General features: G+C 35.1%; 20 protein-coding genes, 1 tRNA gene and 1 riboswitch. Of the genes, 19 read left to right on the forward strand and 2 right to left on the reverse strand.

Annotated elements, in window-relative coordinates:
* Nucleotides 1–3: 3 nt before the first annotated feature.
* The 3 genes from AC4GZ8_RS13865 to AC4GZ8_RS13875 are packed head-to-tail and all read left to right on the forward strand — an operon-like array spanning nucleotide 4 to nucleotide 2,232.
* Nucleotides 4–972: a gluconeogenesis factor YvcK family protein gene (locus AC4GZ8_RS13865; RefSeq protein WP_491082470.1), complete on the forward strand. Its 969-nt coding sequence runs from the start codon at nucleotides 4–6 to the stop codon at nucleotides 970–972.
* Nucleotides 973–1,000: 28 nt separating this feature from the next.
* On the forward strand, nucleotides 1,001–1,951 hold the full coding sequence (whiA, locus tag AC4GZ8_RS13870) for a DNA-binding protein WhiA (RefSeq protein ID WP_491082471.1): 951 nt from the start codon (nucleotides 1,001–1,003) through the stop codon (nucleotides 1,949–1,951).
* A 23-nt stretch (nucleotides 1,952–1,974) separates the two neighbouring features.
* Nucleotides 1,975–2,232 carry an HPr family phosphocarrier protein gene (locus AC4GZ8_RS13875; RefSeq protein ID WP_078431658.1) on the forward strand — a complete coding sequence of 86 codons (258 nt, stop codon included), beginning with the start codon at nucleotides 1,975–1,977 and terminating at the stop codon, nucleotides 2,230–2,232.
* 93 nt (nucleotides 2,233–2,325) lie between these two features.
* Here AC4GZ8_RS13875 and clpP read toward each other — a convergent pair whose 3' ends face one another.
* On the reverse strand, nucleotides 2,326–2,919 hold the full coding sequence (gene clpP, locus AC4GZ8_RS13880; protein WP_078431657.1) for an ATP-dependent Clp endopeptidase proteolytic subunit ClpP: 594 nt from the start codon (nucleotides 2,917–2,919) through the stop codon (nucleotides 2,326–2,328).
* Nucleotides 2,920–3,237: 318 nt separating this feature from the next.
* Complete coding sequence (locus AC4GZ8_RS13885) at nucleotides 3,238–3,690, reverse strand: DUF2269 family protein (protein ID WP_491082472.1); 453 nt, start codon at nucleotides 3,688–3,690, stop codon at nucleotides 3,238–3,240.
* Between the two features lie 167 nt (nucleotides 3,691–3,857).
* Between AC4GZ8_RS13885 and AC4GZ8_RS13890 the strand changes: the two genes are divergently transcribed.
* The 16 genes from AC4GZ8_RS13890 (at nucleotide 3,858) to AC4GZ8_RS13965 (ending at nucleotide 23,194) form a co-directional block, all read left to right on the forward strand.
* Nucleotides 3,858–3,933: transfer RNA gene (locus AC4GZ8_RS13890), tRNA-Arg, on the forward strand.
* A gap of 167 nt (nucleotides 3,934–4,100) precedes the next feature.
* Entirely contained in the window at nucleotides 4,101–5,795 is a 1,695-nt protein-coding gene (locus AC4GZ8_RS13895; RefSeq protein ID WP_491082473.1) for a methyl-accepting chemotaxis protein, read from the forward strand.
* Between the two features lie 244 nt (nucleotides 5,796–6,039).
* On the forward strand, nucleotides 6,040–6,657 hold the full coding sequence (locus AC4GZ8_RS13900; RefSeq protein ID WP_491082474.1) for a TetR/AcrR family transcriptional regulator: 618 nt from the start codon (nucleotides 6,040–6,042) through the stop codon (nucleotides 6,655–6,657).
* A gap of 30 nt (nucleotides 6,658–6,687) precedes the next feature.
* Nucleotides 6,688–8,199, forward strand: coding sequence for a DHA2 family efflux MFS transporter permease subunit (locus tag AC4GZ8_RS13905; protein ID WP_491082475.1), 1,512 nt, complete (start codon nucleotides 6,688–6,690; stop codon nucleotides 8,197–8,199).
* A 345-nt stretch (nucleotides 8,200–8,544) separates the two neighbouring features.
* Nucleotides 8,545–8,630, forward strand: a riboswitch (cyclic di-GMP riboswitch).
* 77 nt (nucleotides 8,631–8,707) lie between these two features.
* Nucleotides 8,708–9,277 carry a GTP cyclohydrolase I FolE gene (gene folE / locus AC4GZ8_RS13910; RefSeq protein ID WP_491082476.1) on the forward strand — a complete coding sequence of 190 codons (570 nt, stop codon included), beginning with the start codon at nucleotides 8,708–8,710 and terminating at the stop codon, nucleotides 9,275–9,277.
* Between the two features lie 72 nt (nucleotides 9,278–9,349).
* Nucleotides 9,350–10,666 (forward strand): DNA methyltransferase, encoded by a 1,317-nt coding sequence (locus tag AC4GZ8_RS13915; protein WP_491082477.1) that lies wholly within the window; start codon nucleotides 9,350–9,352, stop codon nucleotides 10,664–10,666.
* Nucleotides 10,667–10,760: 94 nt separating this feature from the next.
* Nucleotides 10,761–11,579 carry a 6-carboxytetrahydropterin synthase gene (locus tag AC4GZ8_RS13920; RefSeq protein WP_491082479.1) on the forward strand — a complete coding sequence of 273 codons (819 nt, stop codon included), beginning with the start codon at nucleotides 10,761–10,763 and terminating at the stop codon, nucleotides 11,577–11,579.
* A gap of 3 nt (nucleotides 11,580–11,582) precedes the next feature.
* Nucleotides 11,583–12,284: an SDR family oxidoreductase gene (locus AC4GZ8_RS13925; protein ID WP_491082481.1), complete on the forward strand. Its 702-nt coding sequence runs from the start codon at nucleotides 11,583–11,585 to the stop codon at nucleotides 12,282–12,284.
* Between the two features lie 11 nt (nucleotides 12,285–12,295).
* On the forward strand, nucleotides 12,296–13,252 hold the full coding sequence (locus AC4GZ8_RS13930) for an ATP-binding protein (protein ID WP_491082482.1): 957 nt from the start codon (nucleotides 12,296–12,298) through the stop codon (nucleotides 13,250–13,252).
* Between the two features lie 26 nt (nucleotides 13,253–13,278).
* Nucleotides 13,279–14,370, forward strand: a complete 1,092-nt coding sequence (locus AC4GZ8_RS13935) for an alpha/beta hydrolase (RefSeq protein WP_491082483.1) — start codon at nucleotides 13,279–13,281, stop codon at nucleotides 14,368–14,370.
* On the forward strand, nucleotides 14,360–15,922 hold the full coding sequence (locus AC4GZ8_RS13940; RefSeq protein ID WP_491082485.1) for a sensor histidine kinase: 1,563 nt from the start codon (nucleotides 14,360–14,362) through the stop codon (nucleotides 15,920–15,922). Before AC4GZ8_RS13935 ends, AC4GZ8_RS13940 begins: the two co-directional genes overlap by 11 nt.
* Nucleotides 15,923–15,935: 13 nt before the next feature.
* Entirely contained in the window at nucleotides 15,936–16,253 is a 318-nt protein-coding gene (locus AC4GZ8_RS13945; RefSeq protein WP_491082487.1) for an STAS domain-containing protein, read from the forward strand.
* The gene (locus AC4GZ8_RS13950) at nucleotides 16,253–17,101 is read left to right on the forward strand and encodes a PP2C family protein-serine/threonine phosphatase (RefSeq protein WP_491082489.1); all 849 of its coding nucleotides are present in this window, start codon (nucleotides 16,253–16,255) and stop codon (nucleotides 17,099–17,101) included. The genes AC4GZ8_RS13945 and AC4GZ8_RS13950 overlap by 1 nt, the downstream gene beginning before the upstream one ends.
* An 11-nt stretch (nucleotides 17,102–17,112) precedes the next feature.
* The gene (locus AC4GZ8_RS13955; protein WP_491082490.1) at nucleotides 17,113–19,194 is read left to right on the forward strand and encodes a flagellar assembly protein A; all 2,082 of its coding nucleotides are present in this window, start codon (nucleotides 17,113–17,115) and stop codon (nucleotides 19,192–19,194) included.
* A 20-nt stretch (nucleotides 19,195–19,214) separates the two neighbouring features.
* Nucleotides 19,215–19,526: an STAS domain-containing protein gene (locus AC4GZ8_RS13960; RefSeq protein ID WP_491082491.1), complete on the forward strand. Its 312-nt coding sequence runs from the start codon at nucleotides 19,215–19,217 to the stop codon at nucleotides 19,524–19,526.
* A gap of 248 nt (nucleotides 19,527–19,774) precedes the next feature.
* Nucleotides 19,775–23,194, forward strand: a complete 3,420-nt coding sequence (locus AC4GZ8_RS13965) for an EAL domain-containing protein (RefSeq protein ID WP_491082492.1) — start codon at nucleotides 19,775–19,777, stop codon at nucleotides 23,192–23,194.
* The last annotated feature ends 34 nt before the right edge of the window (nucleotides 23,195–23,228 follow it).

Here is a 23,228-nt window from a genome sequence, read left to right on the forward strand (position 1 = left end):
GGAATGGCAGCAGAAACATTACCGAAGGTAGTCATCATCGGTGGCGGAACAGGATTATCAGTTCTATTAAGAGGATTAAAAAAATTCCCTGTTGATATTACGGCAATTGTAACTGTTGCCGATGATGGCGGGAGCTCAGGAAGGCTCCGAAATGAGTTAAACATCCCTCCTCCTGGAGATATACGCAATGTATTAGCGGCATTATCAGATGTTGAGCCTCTTGTTGAAGAGCTGTTTCAGCATCGCTTTAATAAAGGAAGCAATTTAATTGGTCATTCCTTAGGAAACTTAATCCTAGCAGCAATGACGAACATTACCGGTGACTTTGTTCATGCAATCAGAGAAATGAGCACAGTGTTAAATGTACGAGGAAAAGTATTACCCGCGGCAAACACAAGTGTTATTTTAAATGCAGAAATGGAAGACGGAACGGTTGTATCAGGAGAATCAAAGATTCCATTTTCAGGGAAGAAGATCAAGCGGGTTTTTCTTAGTCCGAGTAAGATCGAACCTTTGCCAGAAACGGTTGAAGTGATTCGGGACGCTGATCTAATTATTATCGGACCTGGCAGCTTGTACACGAGTATTTTGCCGAATCTGCTTGTTCCTAAAATTGGAGAAGAGGTTCGCAAAGCAAAAGCAAAAAAGGTGTACATTTGCAATGTGATGACACAAGCTGGAGAAACCTTGGATTTCTCAGCTAGTGATCACGTTAAAGCCTTATACGATCATATGCAGGAAGCATTCATTGATACGATCCTTGTCAATGAAGAAGAAATTCCTGAAAACATTAAATCACTTTATGAGGAAGAGCTGGCAAAGCCAGTGCATTATGATATTGAGAACCTAAAATCATTAGGGCTTGAAGTGTTAACAGATAAAATTATTAGTTATGAAAATAATGTGATTAGACATGATACAAATAAGGTTGCGAAGCTATTATATGGAATTCTACAACAAGAGATGACATGAGTTCCTGGGAAAGAATGGGGGTGCAGAGTTGTCATTTGCATCTGAGACAAAAAAAGAATTAACAAACTTAGAACTAAAGCTATGCTGTTTAAAAGCGGAGCTATCAGCACTTATTCGAATGAATGGTTCTCTTTCATTTTCAAATCGTATGTTAATCTTAGATATACAAACGGAAAATGCAGCGATTGCAAGAAGAATCTATACTCTTCTTAAAAAACAATATGAAATATCTGTGGAGCTGCTTGTTCGAAAAAAGATGCGTCTGAAGAAAAACAATGTCTACATTGTCCGCCTTATTGAACGAGCTAAGGACATCTTAGAAGATCTTAATATTCTTGATGAAGGCTTTACATTTTATAGAAGTATTTCTGAAAATTTAGTGAAAAAGAAATGTTGCAAACGCTCTTATATTAGAGGAGCCTTTCTTGCAGGAGGTTCTGTTAATAATCCGGAAACCTCATCATATCACCTTGAAATTTTCTCACAATATAAGGAACATAATGATTCCCTTTGTGAGTTAATGAATACATTTGAATTAAACAGCAAAACCCTGGAACGAAAAAAAGGGTTTATCACCTACTTAAAAGAAGCAGAAAAAATCACCGAGTTCCTAAACATTATCGGTGCTCATCAGGCATTGCTTCGATTTGAGGATGTTCGAATTGTCCGGGATATGAGGAATTCTGTTAACCGTTTAGTTAACTGTGAAACAGCCAATCTAAACAAAACAATAGGAGCCGCCCTTAGACAAGTCGAAAATATCCGCTATATCGATGATAAAATCGGGTTAGATGCATTACCAGATAAATTGCGGGAAATCGCCAAACTTCGAGTTGAGTACCAAGATGTTACGTTAAAAGAGCTTGGAGAAATGGTATCAAGCGGTACAATTAGCAAATCAGGCATTAATCATCGTTTAAGAAAGCTAGACGAAATAGCTGAACAACTTAGATCAGGCCAGCCGTTATCTATAAAATAATTAAAAGAGAAGAGGAGATTACAATGGTTGAAAAGCAAGTTGAAGTAAATCTAAAAACAGGTTTACAGGCGCGTCCAGCAGCGTTATTCGTTCAGGAAGCAAATCGTTTTGCATCAGATATTTTTTTAGAGAAAGATGGAAAAAAGGTAAACGCCAAGAGCATCATGGGGTTAATGAGTTTAGCTGTTAGCTCCGGAGCAGAAATCAATCTCATTGCAGAAGGCAGCGATGAGCAGGAAGCTGTTGAAGCATTAGAGAAATTTGTTCAGCAGGAAAGTTAATGAAAAGACACACCGAAAGGTTTTTAGACGGTGTGTCTTTCTTTTAGGGAAATAAAAAAGCTAAAACCATCCGGCTTTAGCTTTTCTCTCACATTATTTCCCTAACGTATTACGATCCAATACTTTATCAATTAAACCATACTCAAGCGCACGTTCAGCTGTCATAAAGTTATCACGCTCTGTATCACGCTCGATCACATCTAATGATTGACCAGTACGATCAGATAGAATTTTGTTTAATTTATCACGCAAGAACAAGATGCGTTTTGCAGCAATTTCGATTTCAGTTGCCTGTCCTTGAGCTCCACCAAGTGGTTGGTGAATCATCACTTCAGAGTTAGGAAGAGCATAGCGTTTTCCTTTGTCTCCGGCTGCAAGTAAGAATGCGCCCATTGAAGCGGCCATACCGATACAAATTGTAGAAACACTAGGTTTAATAAATTGCATCGTATCATAAATTGCCATACCAGCTGTAATAGATCCACCCGGGCTGTTAATGTAGATCGAGATATCTTTTTCCGGATCTTCTGCTTCTAGGAAAAGCAGCTGAGAAACGATAGAGTTCGCTACATTATCATCAATTGCACTACCAAGCATAATGATACGGTCTTTTAAAAGACGGGAGTAGATGTCATAAGCACGCTCACCACGGTTTGTTTGTTCAATAACTGTAGGGATTAAATTCATTTTTGTATTCCTCCTTTAATATAAGAAAGATTTTTCGCCTTAAAAGAAAATTTAGATACTATGTAATCCTTTAAGACTTACACATAGACATAAAACAAAAGATAAAACTTTATGTATCTCCATCATACAACTAAGGTCAATAAAGGTCAAACGAAAAGACCGAAGCAGTAAAATGAATTTTTTAAAATGCATATCCATGTGTTCCTCTTACTATTTTATGTATGGTAATAGCATAACATGTAATCATGTTTCCCACATTTTTCTGATTATAAACGCATGAAAAAATGCAGCACCTTTTGATGCTGCATCATATAAAAATTAAAAAGGCTTTAATGTCATCAATATGATTAAAACAATAGCTGCGATATGTAAAACATTATTCAATGGAACAGATTCCTTAGCAAGAGTATTGTATTCATCAGGCAGTTCCTCTCCTAGATAGTTTTCAAGGATCTCCATTTGAAGCTTTGCTTTTTTTGGTAATAAACCTGCTGCTATTGGCTGAACAGCAGCATAAATGACAAGGGAGGCAATATACCAAATTTCTTTGAATAAATAAGGCTGAATAATGGCCATGATGATTCCTGTAATCAATAATGTAATACTCCCAACCTTTGCAAATTTTTCAATCCCTTTTGAAACAGCAAGCGCAAACTTTGCTTGTGTAACAGTTTTAACACTACTCATTAAAACAGGCATTCCAAAACTAGCACCAAGTCCAACTACAGCTGCAACTAAATGGATCACTAACAACAATGAGTAAAATGTCATACTCCAACTCCCTTCTTTTTGCCTATAAAGTAAAATATGCTTAAAATAGAGATAGTTAGAACTTTGTTTTTGAAATGACCTGGAGTCTTTTCCAGCGAAATACTTGAAAAGACAGTTGAAATTAAGTGAAAGTTGCCGTATAATTTTTCGTACTGACATATTATTGTGCGCTCGTAGCTCAGTTGGATAGAGCGGTGGTTTCCGGTACCACGTCTGTCGGGGGTTCGAATCCCTTCGAGCGCGTCAAAATAGCAAGGGTTTGAGTTGATCTCAGGCCCTTGCTATTTTTTTGTCCTTGTAAAAGATTCCCTTCCTTAAAGTTCCATTGTAAATTTCTTAATAAATTCATTAACCCTTATTCGTTTTAAACCGATATATATACTATCTAAATAAAAGGGAGTATATATCAGATGAAAAGTTTGAAGTTTAAGCTTGGAACTAAAATTAATATGATGGTTCTAGGTGTTATCATTATGTTATCAATTATTGTTGGTTTTGTTGTGGTAAAGGAAATTACGTCGGGGATTGAAACATTTGCAACTGAAAAGGCAAAAGGTGATTTAGAACTTGCTTATAGGTATGTTGATAATAAATATCCAGGTGAGTGGGAAATTAAAAACAATAAGCTTTACAAAGGCGAGACACTAATGAACGGCAACAATGAATATATTGATAAAATTGGGGAAGATACAGGTGATACAGTCACTTTGTTTCAGTATGATACAAGAATTGCGACGAATGTTATACAAAATGGTGAACGTGTATTAGGTACTGAAGTATCAAAAGAGGTTGCTGATGTTGTTTTAAAAAATGGTGAAAACTACTACGGCGAGGCAAATGTAGCAGGCAATATGTATCAAACAGCGTATATGCCGATTAAAAATGGCAACGGAGAGGCGGTCGGGATTTTTTATGTAGGAGCTTCTCAAGAAATTATTAAAAGTATTATTGATAATTTTGTTAAAACATTTTTGCTTTGGTTGGTCATTATCATTTTGTTAGCTAGTATAGTGGTGTACTTGTTTACGAATAGAATAAAAAAACGTTTAACTAAAGTAACCTCTGCAATGCAACTTGCGGGTGATGGAGACTTTACAACTAGGATTGAAGATAAAACAGGTGACGAGTTGAGCATTCTTGCAAACAGTTATAACGTGATGGCTAATGATCTGAAAACATTACTAAATGAAGTAATCGTTACATCAGAACAAGTAGCATCTTCTGCTGAAGAGTTGACGGCAAGTTCAGAAGAAACAAGTAAAGCAACGGAAACGATCACTGATTCCATTCAAAGAGTAGCGAGCGGAGCAGAAAGTTCAACTCTAAATGTTCAGGAAAGTTCGAAAGCGCTAGATGAAGTAGCAAAAGGAGTTCAATCAATTGCTGACAACGCTCTATCTATATCAGAGTTCGGTTCAGAAGCGACCAATAAAGCAAAAGAAGGGGGAACGTATGTAGAAAAAACGGTGATGCAAATTCAATCAATCAATCATTCCGTGACCGAAAGTGGTAATGTGATTAAGTCTTTGGAAAATCGATCTAGAGAAATTGGTGAAATCACGAAAGCCATTTCTTCGATCGCAGGACAAACCAACCTGCTTGCTTTAAATGCTGCAATAGAAGCAGCAAGAGCAGGGGAACATGGAAAGGGATTTGCAGTAGTAGCCGATGAAGTAAGAAAATTAGCAGAACAGTCAGAACAGTCATCTTCCCAAATATCAGGATTAATCTCAGAAATCCAGCAGGATATGATTCGTTCTAACCAATCAATGGAGCAAGTTTCTGTAGAGGTAGCAGAAGGGCTTAGTATTGTACAGCAAACAGAAGGGAACTTTAAAGAAATTCTTCTATTCATGAACAAGCTTTTAGGTGAAATTCAAAATATGGCTGCAACAGCACAACAAATTTCAGCTAGCACAGAGCAAGTATCAGCTACTGCCAATAGTATTGCCAATATATCTGCTGACACTTCAGAGCATTCACAAAATGTAGCGGCATCTGCTGAAGAACAATTGGCTTCTATGGAAGAAATAACAGCTTCAGCAAATAGTTTATCTGCGCTGGCGGAAGATTTGCAAAAAATAGTTAGTAAGTTCAAGGTTTAATGTTGCCATAAAAAGCATCTTAACCGGTTAAGAAATATGTCTTTCATAACATAAGAAGCAATTTTTATTCTTTTACAGAAGCCTAAAAACCATACAATAAGGTTTTTAGGCTTTCTATTTTCTTTTTTTAAAAAAAGTGACAACATGTCACTTTTTCTGTTGACTTATGACACCGTGTCATTATATAATTTCTCTTGCGGTCGATTGTGACACTGTGTCACCTTGTTGGAGAGGAAGTGTAAATATGCCTAAACAAACATTTTTTCAAATATCAAAAGAAAAACAGGAAACATTAATTCAAGCTGCTAAAGAGGAGTTTTCGAGAGTTCCGCTACATGAAGCATCTATTGCTAATATTATTAAAAGTGCCGGAATTCCCAGAGGTAGCTTTTATCAATATTTTGAGGATAAAGAGGATTTATTTTATTATCTAACAAATCAGTTGATTCAAAGAAATAATGAACGATTTATCACGATATTAAAGGATAAAAATGGAGATATATTTGAGGCATTCATTGAATTGTTTAAATTAGTGATTAAGAACCAAAGAAAACAGGAGTATAAAAACTTCTTTAAAAATGTGTTTCTCAATATGAATTACAAGTTGGAAAACAAACTGGCAGATCATATGTACGAGAACAAGAAAAAGCAGTATCAAAACATCCTATCTTTAATCAATCAGGACCAGTTGAATATTAAAAATGAAGAAGAACTGCAACAGGTTGTTAAAATTCTAAGATCCATTACTTCGCAAAATTTTGTTCAGGTGTTTGGTCAAGATTTAACGAATGAAGAAGCGTTAAGAACTTATATGGCACAAATTGATTTACTTAAAAGAGGACTTTATAAGAAAGAATACTAAAAGTATTACGATAGGAAAGAAGGTTATATGATGGAAGAAACATTACAACAAAAGAAACCGCCTTATTTAATGATCGCCATTTTATTTATTGGAGCATTTGTCTCATTTTTAAATAACTCACTGTTAAATGTGGCATTACCTTCTATGATGGTGGACTTGGGAATTAAGGATTATTCAACAATCCAATGGCTTGCTACTGGTTATATGCTTGTCAGTGGTGTATTAATTCCGGCTTCGGCCTTTTTACTCACAAGATTTTCTAACCGTAGCTTGTTTATCACATCGATGATTATCTTTACGTTAGGTACAGCATTAGCAGCATTTTCACCTAACTTTAGTTTATTACTTACAGGTCGTATGATTCAAGCAGCAGGTTCTTCTGTAATGGGACCTTTATTAATGAATGTTATGCTTGTCAGCTTTCCACGTGAAAAACGTGGTGCAGCAATGGGTGTTTTTGGATTAGTTATGATTACAGCTCCGGCAATCGGACCAACTTTATCAGGTTATATTGTTGAACACTATGACTGGCGTTTACTATTTGAAATGATTTTACCATTAGCTGTTATAACACTATTATTAGCGTTCTTTAAATTCCAAAATGTAATGGAGCAAAACAAAGAAGCGAAGCTTGATTACTTCTCAGTTGTTTTATCTTCAATTGGTTTTGGAGGTCTATTATATGGTTTCAGTTCAGCAAGCTCAGATGGCTGGACAGATCCAATCGTTTTAACAACTCTGATCGCTGGTGTGATTGCTTTAGTTATTTTCGTTGTTCGTCAATTGAAAATGGAAAAACCATTATTAGATTTACGCGTTTATAAATATCCAATGTTTGCACTTGGCTCAGTTATTATGATTGTGAATGCAGTAGCCATGTTTTCCGGTATGATTTTAACACCTGCTTATGTGCAAAATGTTAGAGGTATTTCACCGCTTGATTCAGGATTAATGATGTTACCTGGTGCGATCATTATGGGATTGATGTCACCAATTACAGGTAAGTTATTCGATAAATTTGGACCGCGTGTTCTTGCAGTTTTAGGCTTATCGGTAACAGCTGTTTCCACGTACATGTTAGCAAATGTACAGCTTGACACTAGTTATGGTCATATCATTTTCATATACTCCCTTCGTATGTTTGGGATGTCAATGGTGATGATGCCAATTATGACAAATGGGTTAAATCAATTACCAAACGTATTAAACCCACATGGTACAGCTGTTAATAATACAGTACAACAAGTGTCCGGTTCCATTGGTACGGCTATTCTTGTAACGATCATGAACTCCGTAACAACATCAGAAGCAGAAAACTTAATGTCTGGTGTAGATCCAACAACTTTAACTGCTTCTAGTCAGGCATTACTCATGCAGAAATCATTATTAGCGGGAATTCAATATTCATTCTACGTTGCTTTAGGAATAAATATTGTGGCATTAGTTCTTTCTATCTTTGTAAAACGTGTAGATACAAGCAAAGAAGCTGTTCAGAAATTAAATAACGAGGCTAAGCCACAGATGAAGCCTAAAACGATATAATAATATGGAGAGCCGATTCCGATAAGGGGATCGGCTCTTTCGTTTAAGAATAGTTATTCAACATAATCAAGTGGTTTCTATAAAAATAAATGTGAATGTTTATGGTGAAAAAAGTTAATATGAAAGTAAACACCGTCATAAAAGTGATTGAAAAGGGTATGGAACAACTGTAGAAGTTAAGTTGCAGATTGTCGACAATATTCGACTGAAACACGCTTGAATTATCATATAATTATAAAAAATAAAAATATATTTACTTGAAAATATAGTAGTTATATACTAAAAGGGTAAAAGTACCACTAAACAATTCAGGACTATTTGACGATATAAATAAAAATGACATACCTTCGATAATGGCAAACCCTTCGAAAGTTGGGGACGCAAAGCTACGGGCCTAAGGAGAACTTCTCTACGGTCGCCGGGTTACCGAAAAGGATTGGAAAAAAGCTATGCCTACCAATCTTATTTTGGTAGGCATTTTTTTATACTTTTATGAGGAGGAAAGATTATGACTGTTGAAATGAAAAAGGCTTTATTAGAGGAACATATACGTGGAATTTTAGAGTTATTGGGAGAAGATCCTGATAGAGAAGGATTAGTAGATACACCAAAACGTGTGGCAAAAATGTATCGTGAAGTATTTGCGGGAGTAGGTGTTGATCCTGAAACAGCTTTAACAACAACTTTTGAAGAAGAGTATGAAGGCATCGTTGTTGTGAAAGATATCAACTATTATACATTTTGTGAACATCACCTAATTCCGTTTTTTGGTAAGGCGCATATCGGCTATATTCCAAATGGCAGAGTCGTAGGGTTAAGTAAGTTTGCCCGCCTGGTAGAATTAGTCTCCAAAAGACCGCAAGTTCAAGAGCGTATGACACAACAAATTGCAAATGCTGTCATGAATGTTCTGCAACCTGATGGAGTGATCGTAAGCATCGAAGGCCAGCATCTATGTATGTGTGCTAGAGGGGTGAAAAAACCAGGAAGCTCAACAGTAACAACGATTAAAAAAGGTGTTTTTAAAGAAAATGTTGCACTTGTAGATGAATTTGAGAGAGCTTTGCAGAGAGATTGATAGGTCCAGAAGATAAAAATAATGATAAAAAGGATTGCCGCTCATATCGGTAAATGCTAAGGAGAGATCACGTTGTTCATTTACCCAGAAATAAATAATTTACATCGTTCTATTGTTTTTGGTGATAATCAAAGAATTATGCAGCAGTTAATTGCAGATGGTTATTCCGGAAAGTTTGACATGATTTACTTAGATGGACCATTTAATTCTGGATTAATATTTTCTATGCAAAATGATAAGGGGATTGAATTTGTTCATCCCTGGGATGAATTAAGGACTGTTCGAGATTATTTTCAACCCGAATTGTATTTAAAAGACTATAAAAAAAGAATAGAACTTGCGAGAGAATTACTGAGTGATACAGGAACAGTTGTATTACAAATTAATCTATTTATGGCTCATTACGTCAAAGTAGTTTTAGATGAAGTTTTTGGCAAAGAGAACTTCTTAATGGAGGTTATCTGGAAACATGCCCAAACGCCATGGAATACTGGTATAAATCAGTTCGGATATCAACATGAAACACTGTTCTTTTATAGTAAAACTAGGAATTATCTTAAAAAAGATGATGTTGTATATCCATCGGTTTGGGATGATCTAGGCGGTTATGATTTAGGAGAAGAGAATACGTATTTTCCATCTCAAAAGCCCGAAGCATTGTTAAAAAGGATCCTTGAAGCTACTACAAAAAAAGGGGATTTAATAGGTGACTTTTATTGTGGAAGCGGGACGATGCCCTATGTAGCAGAGGAATTAAAACGACGTTGGTTTGCGTGTGATAATCATGCCTTTTCGATAAGAACAACACAGAAACGCTTCTCAAAGATGGATATAAATATCAATCTTCATTCGTTTATTGAAGACTTTAATCCTGAATATTTAAGCGGATCATCTTATATCAAAAAATCTGATATACCCTTTTCTTTATACGAACTAACAAAACTAAAGGAATTTGTTGGAGAAAAAGAGCTGGAAATTGAGGCTTTTAGTTATTTATCAGATGTTGACTTCAATAATAATGAGCAATTCACATTTAAACTTCTGATGCCTTCTATAGCGGATGACAATCTTCAAGAAGTCATTCAAAATACGATTACGAGGCCTATCCCAATAGAAACAAAAGAAGGATATTTGTTAAGAATTGAAGATTCATTAGCATGGATTTTCTATCATGTTGTACATGTTGAACGTAATCATTTTAGTATGATTCAAATAAATCAAGAATCTAATACTTATTTAATAGAAAAAGAGTCTTTATTAAGAAAAGCTAAAGAAATTGAAAAACAAATTAATAATGATTGGATTCAAACCATTGAGAAAATTGATGAAGAAGTGATAAGAATAACAGATGTATTCGGATATAGTTACATGATGAAGAAGAGATCCTAAAAGATAAAGGTTCCTACATCATTTAGATTTTATCTTAACTTAATAATGAAGCAATATTTTCCCTATAGGAAAAAATTGATAGGAGGACACCTTCATGCTTTACCTTTCAAGAAAAATGTATTTTTCAGCAGCACATTCCTACCGCATTGAAGATTGGAGTGAAGAGGAAAATATTAAGGTGTTTGGGCCGTGTAGTAACAAACACGGTCATGGGCACGATTATACACTTGAAGTCATGGTAAAAGGTCATTTAAACAGTGAATCGGGAATTGTTGTAAATATCACAGATATTGATAAAGTTGTAAAATCTTTTGTGCAAAATGAATTAGATGGCAAGTTCTTAAATAAAGAGATTCCATATTTTAAAGAAAATATCCCTACAACAGAAAACATTATTTCATATATTTGGGATTCATTAGATGGAAAAATTGATCATTGCGATATTCATAAAATTCGCTTAAGAGAAAATGACTTTTTATATTCCGAAAAGGAGGACAATTCAATGGTTAGACTTACAAGGAAATATCATTTTTGTACGGCACATCGCTTAAACAGTGATCAATTAAGTAAAGAAGAAAACCTTGCACTCTTCGGCAAGTGTAATAACCCATATGGACATGGTCACAATTATTATTTAGAGGTAACGGTTAGTGGAAAGCCTGATCCGGTTACAGGAATGATTACAAATTTAGCAGATCTGGATGAAGTTGTGGAAGAAGAAATCATGAAACGATTTGATCATAAGAACTTGAATCTCGATACAGAAGAATTTAAAGAGTTAAATCCAACCTCCGAAAATGTCGCTGTAGTGGCTTGGAACTTATTATCTCCTAAACTTACAAATCTATATAAAATCGGCTTATATGAAACAGAGAAGAACTATTTTGAATATTATGGGCCGGAAAAGGAGTAGCTGATGGTGACGGATGCAAATTTATCGGGTAAGACAATCGTTATTACTGGAGCAAGCAAAGGAATCGGAAAAGAAACGGCTACTCTACTCAAGAATCAAGGAGCAAATCTTGTGATTGGAAGTCGAAATAATAAACACCTTCTAAGTGGAAATGTTTTAGAACTTCCACTTGATGTAACGGATGAAAACTCAGTAAAAGACTTCTTTGAAATTGCTATCCGCCAATTTAACACAATTGATGTTTTAATCAACTGTGCAGGGATCGGGATGTTTGAAAGCTTATTAGATTCTAAAACAGAAGACTTTGATCAAATGCTAAATGTGAATTTACGTGGTACGTATTTAACATGTAAATATTTTGGCAAAAAAATGTTCGATCAAGGAAAAGGTCATATTATTAATATTGTATCACTTGCAGGTACAACCGCCTTACCTGGCTGTGGAGGATATTCTGCATCTAAATTTGGATTAATGGGGTTAACAAAGGTATTGCAGGCAGAACTTCGTCAAAAGGGTATTCAAGTAACATCTGTAATACCTGGTGCGATAGCTAGCAGTTTTTGGGATAAAATAGAACCAAAACCGGACCTTTCAGATATGATTCCAACAGAAGTAGTGGCGGAGCACTTAGTATCGATCATTAATCAGCCTCCAGGGGCATTTATTGATGAAATTACCATCATGCCCCCACTAGGAATCCTATAGGAGGAGGTCAAATGAGACGGTTTTTTGAGAGAGTCTTAAATGGTTCTTCCATAGAAGAAAAACAGCCTATTTCTCCGTCTCTCCCTTCTGACTTATCATACTCAGATCTTAACTTCAGGACAAAAAGAGGGTTTCTAGCGAGGAAATTGGCTCATTATTTAAGTGCAGATACGGATGGAGATTCCCTGTTATATCGCTCGATATCAAATGATACTTTCTTAGATTCAGAAAGAGAAGAAGATTTATACCTACATTTAAGTGAACAAATGCTGATTTGGTTTGAAGAGGATAAGAATATCCAACAACAAATAAAAAGCTTAGAAATTAAATCTGATATTCAAAATGCGATGTTAAAAGCTTACGAGATCTATAAACAAGATTGTTTTACGAGACTTTCTATAAAAAATGACAATGAATATTCGACAGGAGCAAAACCTGATAATAGTAAATGGGAAGTGTATCGAGACGTTATTTATGCTGCAACTCAAGGGCAATTTTTATTAATTAATGAAGAAGAAATAAACGAGTATAAAGCTGGGACTGTGCTTTGCGAGGGAACCATAAAAGACCGTGGAGATATTCCACTATGTCGGAACATTGCTAAAGAGGCCATTGAACAACATGGCTATGATAAGGCGAAGCTTATGAGTTGGCTATTAGTCCTATCAGAAGGAATTACGAATACGATCAAGCATGCGGAAGAAGGTAGAATGACCATCATTGATGATGTAGAAAAGAATGAAATTCGTTTTGTGATAGAAGATAAAGGACCCGGGTTTTCATTAGAGGACTTGCCTAAAACAACTTTATTAGCAGGATACTCAACGAAAAAATCGATGGGACAAGGATTTACATTAATGATGAAAATAGCAAAGCAGGTTTTGTTGTTTACAAATGCAAAAGGCTCAACAATTATTTTGATATTTGAGTCAAATAAGAAAACGATCAATCAAAACGCTGTTAGTTGAATAAATAAAAAAGTGAGGTGATCAGTTTGCAAACAATCGATCAAAACAATATTTCGAGAACGATCAAACGGACACTAAAAACCGCAAAACTATTTGATGTTTTTTGGGAAAGGTGGATAGTTCACGGATTGGATCCTACTGATTTAACTAAAGTGAGAAAAGAGTTAACATCTATAGAAGATTGGAACAAATCTTGGGACAATCTTGCCAAGGAAAAAGAACAAAAAGCTGTTCTTTTAGAAATAGAAGGGAATTATTCAGAGGCAGAATATGTATATCGACAAACAGCATTGTTATATAACCTTAATTATTGGATCAACCCCGCTTATAGTCAGGAGAAAATAAATTGGTATAACAAATGTTTACACTTTATCCAGAAAGCAGACAACATATCTGAAGTAGAAACCATTTATAAAACATTGGAAATTGATGACGACCACTGTTCTGGAAGAATAAGAATACCTTCTAATGCAAAAGGGTGTATTTTAATCATCAACCCAATTGATTCTTCTAAAGAAGAGCTGTTTAAATATGAAATGGACTTTTTGAATGAAGGCTTCATAACGGTAAGTTTTGATGGACCGGGACAAGGTGAAACTTTTATTTTTAATAAGGTCATTGGTACAAGGGACAGGTGGGAGAGATTTACAAATTTATTAATAGATTATACGAGTACTTTATTTTCGAATCTACCTATCTATCTATTTGGTATTAGCCTTGGTGCTTCCTGGGTACTTTATGGTAGTGCCAATGAAAAAGTGGAAAAAGCAGTTGCAGTTAGTCCGGCAGTTGAACTTGAAAAAATGAATATGCCAGCTTACTTTATGGACCGCATGAATTGTTCATGTGTTGTTGAAGCATATGGAAGAGCAATCCCTAAATTTAATGAAATTCACTATAAAAATCCTATTCTAGTATTTCATGGGAACAAAGACATGATGGTACCTAATGAAGAAATGTATGAGTTGGTGCGGAACATATCTTCACAAACAGAACTAATTGAATACAATGATGAGGGCCACTGTTGTAATAATCGCTTAGATGAGATTCGAAAAATATCAATAAAATGGTTTACTAATCAACTTCAATTTGAGAGAGGTACTTTCAATGAAAGCTGAATATTTAACACTACGTAAAAAATTTCTATTTTGGATACTTTCTGTTCTCCTAATCATTGCTGTAGTATCAGGAGCAATTCAACTTAGTTTAATGAAAAATCAAATTATCAATCAAACAAATCAACAAGCTACCGCAATTGCAAACAATGTGCTTGAAGGGATTATACAGACTGATCTTAGTACGAAAACGATCGAACAACAAATTGATTTGAAAATGATTGCTTACTCCAAAAATATTGAAACATTATTGAACGGTCAATCAATTAATCAAATCAATCAAGAGAAATTACTTGAAATAAGCGAAAGATTAGGATTAGCGGGTATCTCTATTTTAAGTGAACAGGAAGAAGATATAATAGTAGTAGATTCTACAGATAAAAAAGAACTTGGATGGAGTTTAAAAGAAGCTGGATATTATGAACTTGGAAAAATGGTATTAAGTGGAGAAGTAGTTGAAGTTCCAGGAGCTACCTATACTGATCAAAACACAGTAATTTTGCCAATAGCACAATCAGCTGTGCATGAGGAACCAACTTATTTTAAATATGCATACTACCATGCTCCAAATTCAGACTACATCATTAGCCCTTACATCGAGGCAAATGAAGTTCATAACTACACAGAATCTGTGGGACCTGATGCATTAATTGGAAATATAGTAAATGAGAATAAAGTTGTAGAAGAAATAGCCGTTTTAAATCCAAAAGTTTTTGCTGATCCATCTCTTGAAGAACAACTATATCCACCCATGAAAAAAATAGAAGCAGGCAGTTTTAAGCTGAAAACTAAAAAAGATACAAAAGTGTTAACGCAATCATCTATTAAAAAGATCTCTTATATAGAAAAAGTAAACGGAAATAAGGTATATAAAATGTTTTTACCTTTAGATGAAAATAGAGTTATTTATTTGGCTTTAGATTATGGTGAAATGAGTGGACCTCTTTATAGACATTCGATCATTCTTATTGTTTCAGGATTACTTTCATTAGTTGTACTCATCTTCTTAACAGCTCGCTTCTTTAATAGAATCTATGAAAGTATTTCTAGGATTATGGATCAAATGAAATTACTGGAACAAGGAGATTTGACAGCTAAAAGTAATGTGCAGGATGGTACCGAATTAGAAAAGTTATCTCAACGTACAAACCGAATGGTAGACAAATTAAATAAACTCGTAACAGATACACAAGAACAAGCTTCAAAAACCCAAAGGCTCTCAGTTGTGTTAGAAGAAGAAGCCTCGGAATCAATTGAAAAAATGTATGAATTGTCAACGGAAGCAACAATGAAATCAAGAGATCAACTCTTTGAAATTACGTCATTTTTGGATGAATTATCTGATGTACTTGGAAGTTATAAAGAAAATCAGCAAGTCTTATCTGTCATGGAAAAGATAGAAGGTATGAAACAACTTGCAAATGAACGAACAGCATCAACGACAGACATGACGATTACGTTATCGGATTTACTAAAATCATTGCATGGTCAATCTAGTGAACTATCAGATATTTCAAATACATTACTTAAATCTATGAGTAAATTTAAACTTTAAGAAGGTGAAAACAGTGTCTTTAATCGTTAAAAAAGTGGTGCAGGAGAACACTTATATACTTGAATTAAATGGCATATTAGATATCTCAACAACTCATCATATTGATCCTTATTTAGAAAATATGGAGGAAATTGAAACATTAGTGATTGATTTTTCAGGTCTGGAATTTATCGACTCGACAGGAATAGGTTCCATCATGAATGCGATTTTTTTATCACAGGAGAAAGGTTTTAATTTGAAATTTCAAGGAATTGATGAAATGACCCATACTGTTTTCGAAACCGTAGGACTTTATCAAATCCTTGAAGCTGTTCAAGGGGAGGTTGTCTAATGTATTATGATCATCTCTCTCTCTCACATGAAAATAATAAACAAAATCATGAGGACATGACTAAAACACTTCAACGTGAGATTAACCTGGCGAAAAATATCCAGACTAAGCTTTTAAACGGGAAAACTCCTACATTTGAAGGAGGCGAGGTGTTAGGCACATCTCTTCCAGCACGATTAATTGGTGGAGATTATTATGATTTTTATCCTTTGGTGAACGGAAAAATTCGAATCGTGATTGGTGATGTTATGGGAAAGGGAATCCCTGCTGCTATGTTAATGATTTTAACCAGAGGTGCCTTTCGAAGTGCTGCTGAAAGTACACAAAGTCCAGGTGAAACTTTAACAGCAATGAACCAAGCTTTATACGATGATTTACGTAATTTGAAATCATTTGTTACGTTATTTTGCGCAGATTGGGATCCGGTAACAGGAATTTTTACTTTTGCAAATGCCGGGCATAATTTACCGTTATTGATAAGTGGAGAGGATCGGGATGTGAAAACACTTCCTAAAGTATCTGGAATTATGGTTGGAGGACTTCCGAATCAGATGTACAAAGAAGAATCGATGACATTAAGAAATGGCGATACTGTTTTCTTTTATACAGATGGAATCATTGAAGCTGTAGATAAAAATGGAGAGCAATATCAATTAGAACGACTAATATCTACATTAGCAGAACATCAAGATGAAGCAGTTGAAGAAATTGAAAAACGCGTGATGGATTCGATCCATGTCTTTACCGAAGGTCTTCCGCAAAAGGATGATATTACAATGGTTATATTAAAGGTAACACATGAAAAATCCGATATTACAAGCTTTAATTCACCAGTATTAACTGTTTAGGTGGGGAAGTTATGCAAAGTATTATATCGAAGGGCAAAGATGTAAGTGAAGCAGTAAAGCTTGGACTCGAGTTATTGGATGCAACCAAAAAAGAAGTGAATATTGAAATCATTCAAAATCAAACAAAAGGATTTATGGGATTTGGCTCTAAAGAAGCAGTTGTAAAGCTTACAAAACTAGAAAAAAATCAATCGGAAAGAAAAGAAGATATTGAATCAGAAAAAGAAATCGATTTTGAGGACTATATTTCAAACTTAACAGATGAAGAAATTGACCAAGTTCCAACCGCATCAAATGGAAGTTTAGAAGAAGTGAATATGGAAGAAATGTCTCCTGATTCTCTTGAAGGAAAGGTTTGGGTGAAAAACGGACAAGTATTCTGTAAATCATCACCTGATCAATTTCCGATGGTTACGATAACAGAAGGAGTCAAGCTTTATAAAAATGACCAACGTGTAAATGAAAAGACTTTGATTGTATCAGAAAAAGACTTTTATCAATTAAAGGTTGAAGATGAAGAGAAGCCTACAGAATGGAAGGTTTCCATGGATGAACAAAAATTAAAGGTCTTTCTACATGTTGAGCCGGGATATAAGATAATACGGAATGTCCCTGATATTGCTCCTGACGATCATATTGATATCGTAGTAGAAGAGAAGAAGGAAATTTTGAATTCAATCAATTACTCAGAAGTGATGCAGCGATTAGAATCCTTACGAGTCAAACACGGATTTCACCAGGATGAGATTGTAAGGGCAATGGAAACAAAAGAACCAGGTATATTTGAGATTGCAAGTGGAAGAAGCCCTATATCAGGAAAAGATGGATGGGTTGAATTAAAAGTGAATGTAGATTCTCTGAAAGGGCCAAAGGAGAAGGACGGAGGTTTAGTTGACTTTCGTGACCTTCATACGATTCCCACAGTAGATAGAGGAAAGGTTATAGCTGTTATTCATCCACCTATTCCGGGGCAAATAGGTTGTACAGTCACGAATGAGCCGCTACCAGCAAAGCAAACATTACCAATTGTTTTAAAAGCCGGGCAGGGAGTTTCAATTGTAGACGATAAAGTTGTCTCAACGGAGCCTGGGAGACCTCGTATTGAACAAAGAGGTCAATTGGTGAAAGTGGCAATTATGCCAAAGCTTACTCATATGGGAAATGTGGATCTTGCGAGTGGAAATATTCGTTTTATGGGTGATGTTGAAATTTTTGGAGAAGTAGAAGAGCGAATGGTGGTTGAAGCAGAAGGAGATATCATGATTCATAGAGCAGTGAATTTTTCTTCCATTACAGCTTCAGGTGCCATAACAACATTTGGGAGTGTTATTGGATCAGAGGTTTCTGCAGGGAAAAATAATCTTCTCGTTACGGAATTAGGCCATTTACTTGGAAATATTAATCAAAACATTGGAAAAATCATTTCTCTGATTAAACAGCTTACAATTTCACCGGCATTTAAATCAAGTGATTTTTCACGAGGAGGATTACAGCCTCTGATTAGAATCTTAATGGAGAAAAAATTCAAAAACTTTCCTCCGTTGGTTAAAAAGTATGTTGAAATTGTGAGAAGGGGAGAAGGATACCTACATGATGATGAATGGAGAGAAATAGCGGTTTCGTTATCACAGCTTTTTCTTTCTTTAACGAATGAAGTGACATCTATTGAACGGATTGAACTCTTGTCGAAAAAAATAGCTCAACTACATGAGATCAGTAAGGTCCAAGTTGAACCTAATTCCTACATTACAATACCTAACGCACAAAATAGTAGTTTATATAGTAGTGGTAACATCTTGGTATTAGGACAAGGGTGTATTAACACGAAAATTCATGCGGGCGGAACATTAAAAATTGACGGTGTTTTACGTGGCGGTGAAGCTTACGGAAGACTCGGTGTTCAATTGAATGAAGTTGGTTCTGAGAGTGGAACACCTACAGCAATATCTGTACCAAGTGACCAAATAATAACCATGAACAAAGCGATGGAAGGGGTCACCATTAAAATAGGTAATGTAAAATACACGTTTAAAGATACAAAATATCGAGTGAAAGCTCGACTTGATGAGAATGAAAGAATCGTATTTGGATAATGAAAATTGGAGGAAGTATCATGCTTACATTTTCACTAAATGAACTAGAGAATTACATTGAAGTGATATTAGAAGGCGATTTAGATATAGATGGAACAGAAGTCATAGAAGAAGAACTGCTCCCTGCTATAGAAAACCATCGATTGATTAAAATAAACTTTGAACATGTACCTTTTGTAGATTCCTCGGGAATGGGACTTTTAATGAATTTAGTGCAAACAATCAAAGACTCAAATGCAAAGGTTCTCGTTATGAATGTTAGAGAAGACGTCATGGAGGTTTTTGAACTTTTACAACTACCGGATATTTTAGGTGAAGAAGTATTTGTATAATGTTTGATCATCACTTATTCACATTTCAAGAATCCTGATATAGGTAATGATGATTGAGAGTTTTATCGTAAAGTAATCATTTTAAATTAGTAAATGTTTGGGGTAAAATTCAACACTAACAGTTAATGAGAGTCATAATTATGGTGTTGAAGTGATTTGGTCGAGATTTCGTGTGATAATGACTGCATTGTTTTTGGGAGTCAAACGAACAGATTATTTACCCCTCAATAGGAGGGGGGATGGAAAGTATGATTCAAAGCATAGTAAATCAATTCAATCTACCAATTGCCTTAGCTGCATTTATCATATCGATATTAACAGCTTTTACAGCATATGACTTTTTTTTTCACCTGTCATATCGTAAAGGATTCAAAAAAGTTCTTTGGCAGATATATGGAGCTGTTGTCATTGGGATTGGGGTATGGACGGCTCATTTTTTGAGTATGATGTCTTTCCACATGTTTCAGGCATTTGACAAACCATTAGTGGTTTTATCATTATTGCTATCTGTTGCATCTTTGTATTTAATACTAGAAATCCTAACAAAAGGGCTTAAGAGTCCAGCATATTCCTTTGCAGCAAGAATTTTATTTGGGCTCAATTTTCTTGTTCTTCATTTTATTGGTATGGAGTCGATTAGTGGCCAGTTAATTTACCATCCTATTGCAGTGATAGCATCTATCATTATCTCCATTTTGCCGCCATTCTATTTTATGCAAATGGTACTGAACTCAGTGCTGAGCAAGTCAAAATTTTCTATTGTACGTACAAAGTTAATTAGCAGTTTCCTTATTGGTATTAATCTGGTGACCTTACACTATATTACATTTATTGGAATAACCATTCGACTTTCATATTCAAATAATGAAATAATCCATCAAAATTCATTTTTATCTGTGGGATTAGTATTTGGTAGTGTTATTATTTTGCTCATTTTTTTAATTAGTTCTGTTATCGAAAGGAAATTCAAGAACCAATCTTTAAAATTAGCTCATACAGAACAACATTATCAATCTCTTTTCAAATATAACCCTGATATCGTAGTGAATTTTGATCGCGATGGAGTCGTGATTTCAATAAACCAAGCTATCGAAAAAATTACAGGTTTTAAAATGGAAGAATTAATTAACAGACATTATGACCAGTTTGTTGTGTCGGAATATATAGACGTGACAAATGATCATTTTCATAAAGCGGTTGAAGGGACAGCGACGAACTATCAAAGCGCTCTTCAACATAAAAATGGAAGTCTAATAGATATTAGTGTAACGAATATCCCAATCGTCATAGATGATGAAGTCGTTGGAGTCTATGGGATTGTAAAAGATATTACAGAACAAAAAAATTCTGAACAAATGATCCAGCATACGGCTAATCATGATTATTTAACAGGATTGCCCAATCGAAAATTACTTAATCAACGTTTTCTGAATCAATACAAGCTAGAAGAAAATCAAAAACTAGCCGTTTTGTTTATCGATCTCGACCGTTTTAAAGTAATCAACGATACATTAGGCCATTCTGTTGGTGATCTTCTTTTAAAGGAAGTAGCAAAAAGGTTGAAAGCTTCTGTCCATGGAAAAGATATTGTGTTTCGTCAAGGAGGAGATGAATTTATTGTCATTTTAGAGGATGCCGATCGTAAAGTAGCCTCTATGGTGGCAACAAGAATTCTAAAGTCAGTATCTTCTTCAATGAATATTAACCACTATGATATATTTGTAACACCCAGTATAGGAATCAGTTTATTCCCTTTTGATGGTGAAGAGCTTGAAGCATTAATTAAACAAGCTGATTTTGCCATGTACCAAGCTAAAGCAGCCGGAAAGAATACGTTTAGGTTTTATTCAAGTGATAATGATAAAAAAAATACCAATCCACTTCAAATAGAAATGGAATTACACAAAGCCATTCAACGAAACGAGCTGCTTTTGCATTATCAACCAAAATTGAATTTGAAAACAGGGGAAATCATTGGGGTAGAGGCACTGGTAAGATGGAGTCATCCTGAATGGGGAGTGGTGTCACCTGGTGAATTTATACCAATCGCTGAGGAAACAGGCTTAATAATACCTATAGGTGAGTGGGCACTGCTTACTGCATGTCAGCAAAATAAAAAATGGCATGATCAAGGTTATTCTAATTTAATTGTATCTGTGAATCTTTCAGCACGTCAGTTTTCACAGAAAAACCTCATTCGTACGATAGCAAGTGTTCTACTTGAGACAGGTCTTGATGCAAAATTTTTGGAACTTGAAATAACGGAGAGTATGACAGTAGATATTGAGAGAACTATAATCACCTTGCAAAATCTCAAAAAATTAGGAGTTCGAATTAGCATAGATGACTTTGGTACAGGCTTTAGCTCACTCAACTATTTAAAGCAATTCCCTGTCGATACACTGAAAATCGATCAATCATTTGTACGTGAACTTCATAATGATCCAAATGATGAAACGATCGTCAAAACGATCATTTCTATGGCTCATAATCTAAATTTAAATGTTGTGGCTGAAGGAATTGAAACTCAGGGGCAATTAGTATTTCTTCAGCAGCATCTGTGTGATGTAGGTCAAGGATATTTCTTTAGTAAACCAGTCCTTCCTAAAGACCTGGAAAGGAATTTCTTGGACATTGAGCAGAAGGTGATATTGTTCGGAATTTCTCAAGACCTGAATGAACAATTATGGTCAGAGGAAATAATTCAAAATGCGCGAAGAGAGCTTCAGGAAACAGTTCGATTACAGCAAGGAATGACGTTAAAATTCCAAAAAAAAGAAGGACGCTTTATTCATACTCTATGTGATGGAGAACTTGTTTATCGATTGGGTTTTATACCGAAACAAGTATTAGGTAAGGATTTATTTGATTTCCTACCGGAAGATATGGCTAAAGAAAAAATAATGTATTATCAAAGGGCGTGGGACGGAGAAGAACATGTAACTTATGAAGCTGGGTATAATGGTGTTTACTATTTAGCTGCATTGACTCCGATCAAAAGGGGAGGAGAAGTTGTAGAGGTAATCGGGTCCTGTATTGACATTACCAACCTAAAAGAAATTGAAAATGAATTACAAAAAAGCCAGGACATGTATAAATTAGTAGCGGAGAATTCACATGATCTAATCACTATTTTTGACATCAACGAGAATATCGTATACGCTTCTCCATCACATAAGTCTGTCTTGGGGTATCCGCCGAGCTATTTTGAAGGAAGATGCCCAACGAATCTGTATCACCCTGATGATTTAGATCATCTAGCAAGGAACTTTACGAATGTAATTACATCCAAACACCCGCTTCAACATGAAATAAGAATTGCAAAACGCGACGGTGGATGGTGTCTATTTGAAAGTTTGTTAACACCTGTATTGGATGATAAGGGAAGCGTAAAACAGGTAATTGGTGTCGCGAGAAATATAACAGAAAAAAGAGAAGTAGAACAGAAATTGTGGAAGTCTGAGCATTTATCAATCGTTAGTGAAATGGCAGCATATGAGATTAGAAATCCGATTACTTCTATTAGAGGGCTATTGAAGTCACTACAACAAAATCCTGATAAACAAGATTATGTTGATAGTATACATTCTGAATTAAATAGAATCGAAGAGGCCATCAACGATATTATTAAAGAATCAACTGCTAAGACAGACAAATCAACTGAGTAAAAAGCAAGTTACGTTAAAGTAGCTTGCTTTTTTT

This window comes from Metabacillus sp. RB-C-LZQ-3-1, from assembly GCF_058315175.1.

What these genes read in the sequence shown, in the direction of transcription:
- AC4GZ8_RS13865 (WP_491082470.1), top strand. Translation starts at nt 4, where the DNA reads ATGGCAGCAGAAACATTACCGAAGGTAGTCATCATCGGTGGCGGAACA.
- AC4GZ8_RS13875 (WP_078431658.1), top strand. Translation starts at nt 1,975, where the DNA reads ATGGTTGAAAAGCAAGTTGAAGTAAATCTAAAAACAGGTTTACAGGCG.
- clpP (WP_078431657.1), bottom strand. Translation starts at nt 2,919, where the DNA reads ATGAATTTAATCCCTACAGTTATTGAACAAACAAACCGTGGTGAGCGT.
- AC4GZ8_RS13885 (WP_491082472.1), bottom strand. Translation starts at nt 3,690, where the DNA reads ATGACATTTTACTCATTGTTGTTAGTGATCCATTTAGTTGCAGCTGTA.
- AC4GZ8_RS13895 (WP_491082473.1), top strand. Translation starts at nt 4,101, where the DNA reads ATGAAAAGTTTGAAGTTTAAGCTTGGAACTAAAATTAATATGATGGTT.
- AC4GZ8_RS13900 (WP_491082474.1), top strand. Translation starts at nt 6,040, where the DNA reads ATGCCTAAACAAACATTTTTTCAAATATCAAAAGAAAAACAGGAAACA.
- AC4GZ8_RS13905 (WP_491082475.1), top strand. Translation starts at nt 6,688, where the DNA reads ATGGAAGAAACATTACAACAAAAGAAACCGCCTTATTTAATGATCGCC.
- folE (WP_491082476.1), top strand. Translation starts at nt 8,708, where the DNA reads ATGACTGTTGAAATGAAAAAGGCTTTATTAGAGGAACATATACGTGGA.
- AC4GZ8_RS13920 (WP_491082479.1), top strand. Translation starts at nt 10,761, where the DNA reads ATGCTTTACCTTTCAAGAAAAATGTATTTTTCAGCAGCACATTCCTAC.
- AC4GZ8_RS13925 (WP_491082481.1), top strand. Translation starts at nt 11,583, where the DNA reads ATGGTGACGGATGCAAATTTATCGGGTAAGACAATCGTTATTACTGGA.
- AC4GZ8_RS13930 (WP_491082482.1), top strand. Translation starts at nt 12,296, where the DNA reads ATGAGACGGTTTTTTGAGAGAGTCTTAAATGGTTCTTCCATAGAAGAA.
- AC4GZ8_RS13940 (WP_491082485.1), top strand. Translation starts at nt 14,360, where the DNA reads ATGAAAGCTGAATATTTAACACTACGTAAAAAATTTCTATTTTGGATA.
- AC4GZ8_RS13950 (WP_491082489.1), top strand. Translation starts at nt 16,253, where the DNA reads ATGTATTATGATCATCTCTCTCTCTCACATGAAAATAATAAACAAAAT.
- AC4GZ8_RS13955 (WP_491082490.1), top strand. Translation starts at nt 17,113, where the DNA reads ATGCAAAGTATTATATCGAAGGGCAAAGATGTAAGTGAAGCAGTAAAG.
- AC4GZ8_RS13960 (WP_491082491.1), top strand. Translation starts at nt 19,215, where the DNA reads ATGCTTACATTTTCACTAAATGAACTAGAGAATTACATTGAAGTGATA.
- AC4GZ8_RS13965 (WP_491082492.1), top strand. Translation starts at nt 19,775, where the DNA reads ATGATTCAAAGCATAGTAAATCAATTCAATCTACCAATTGCCTTAGCT.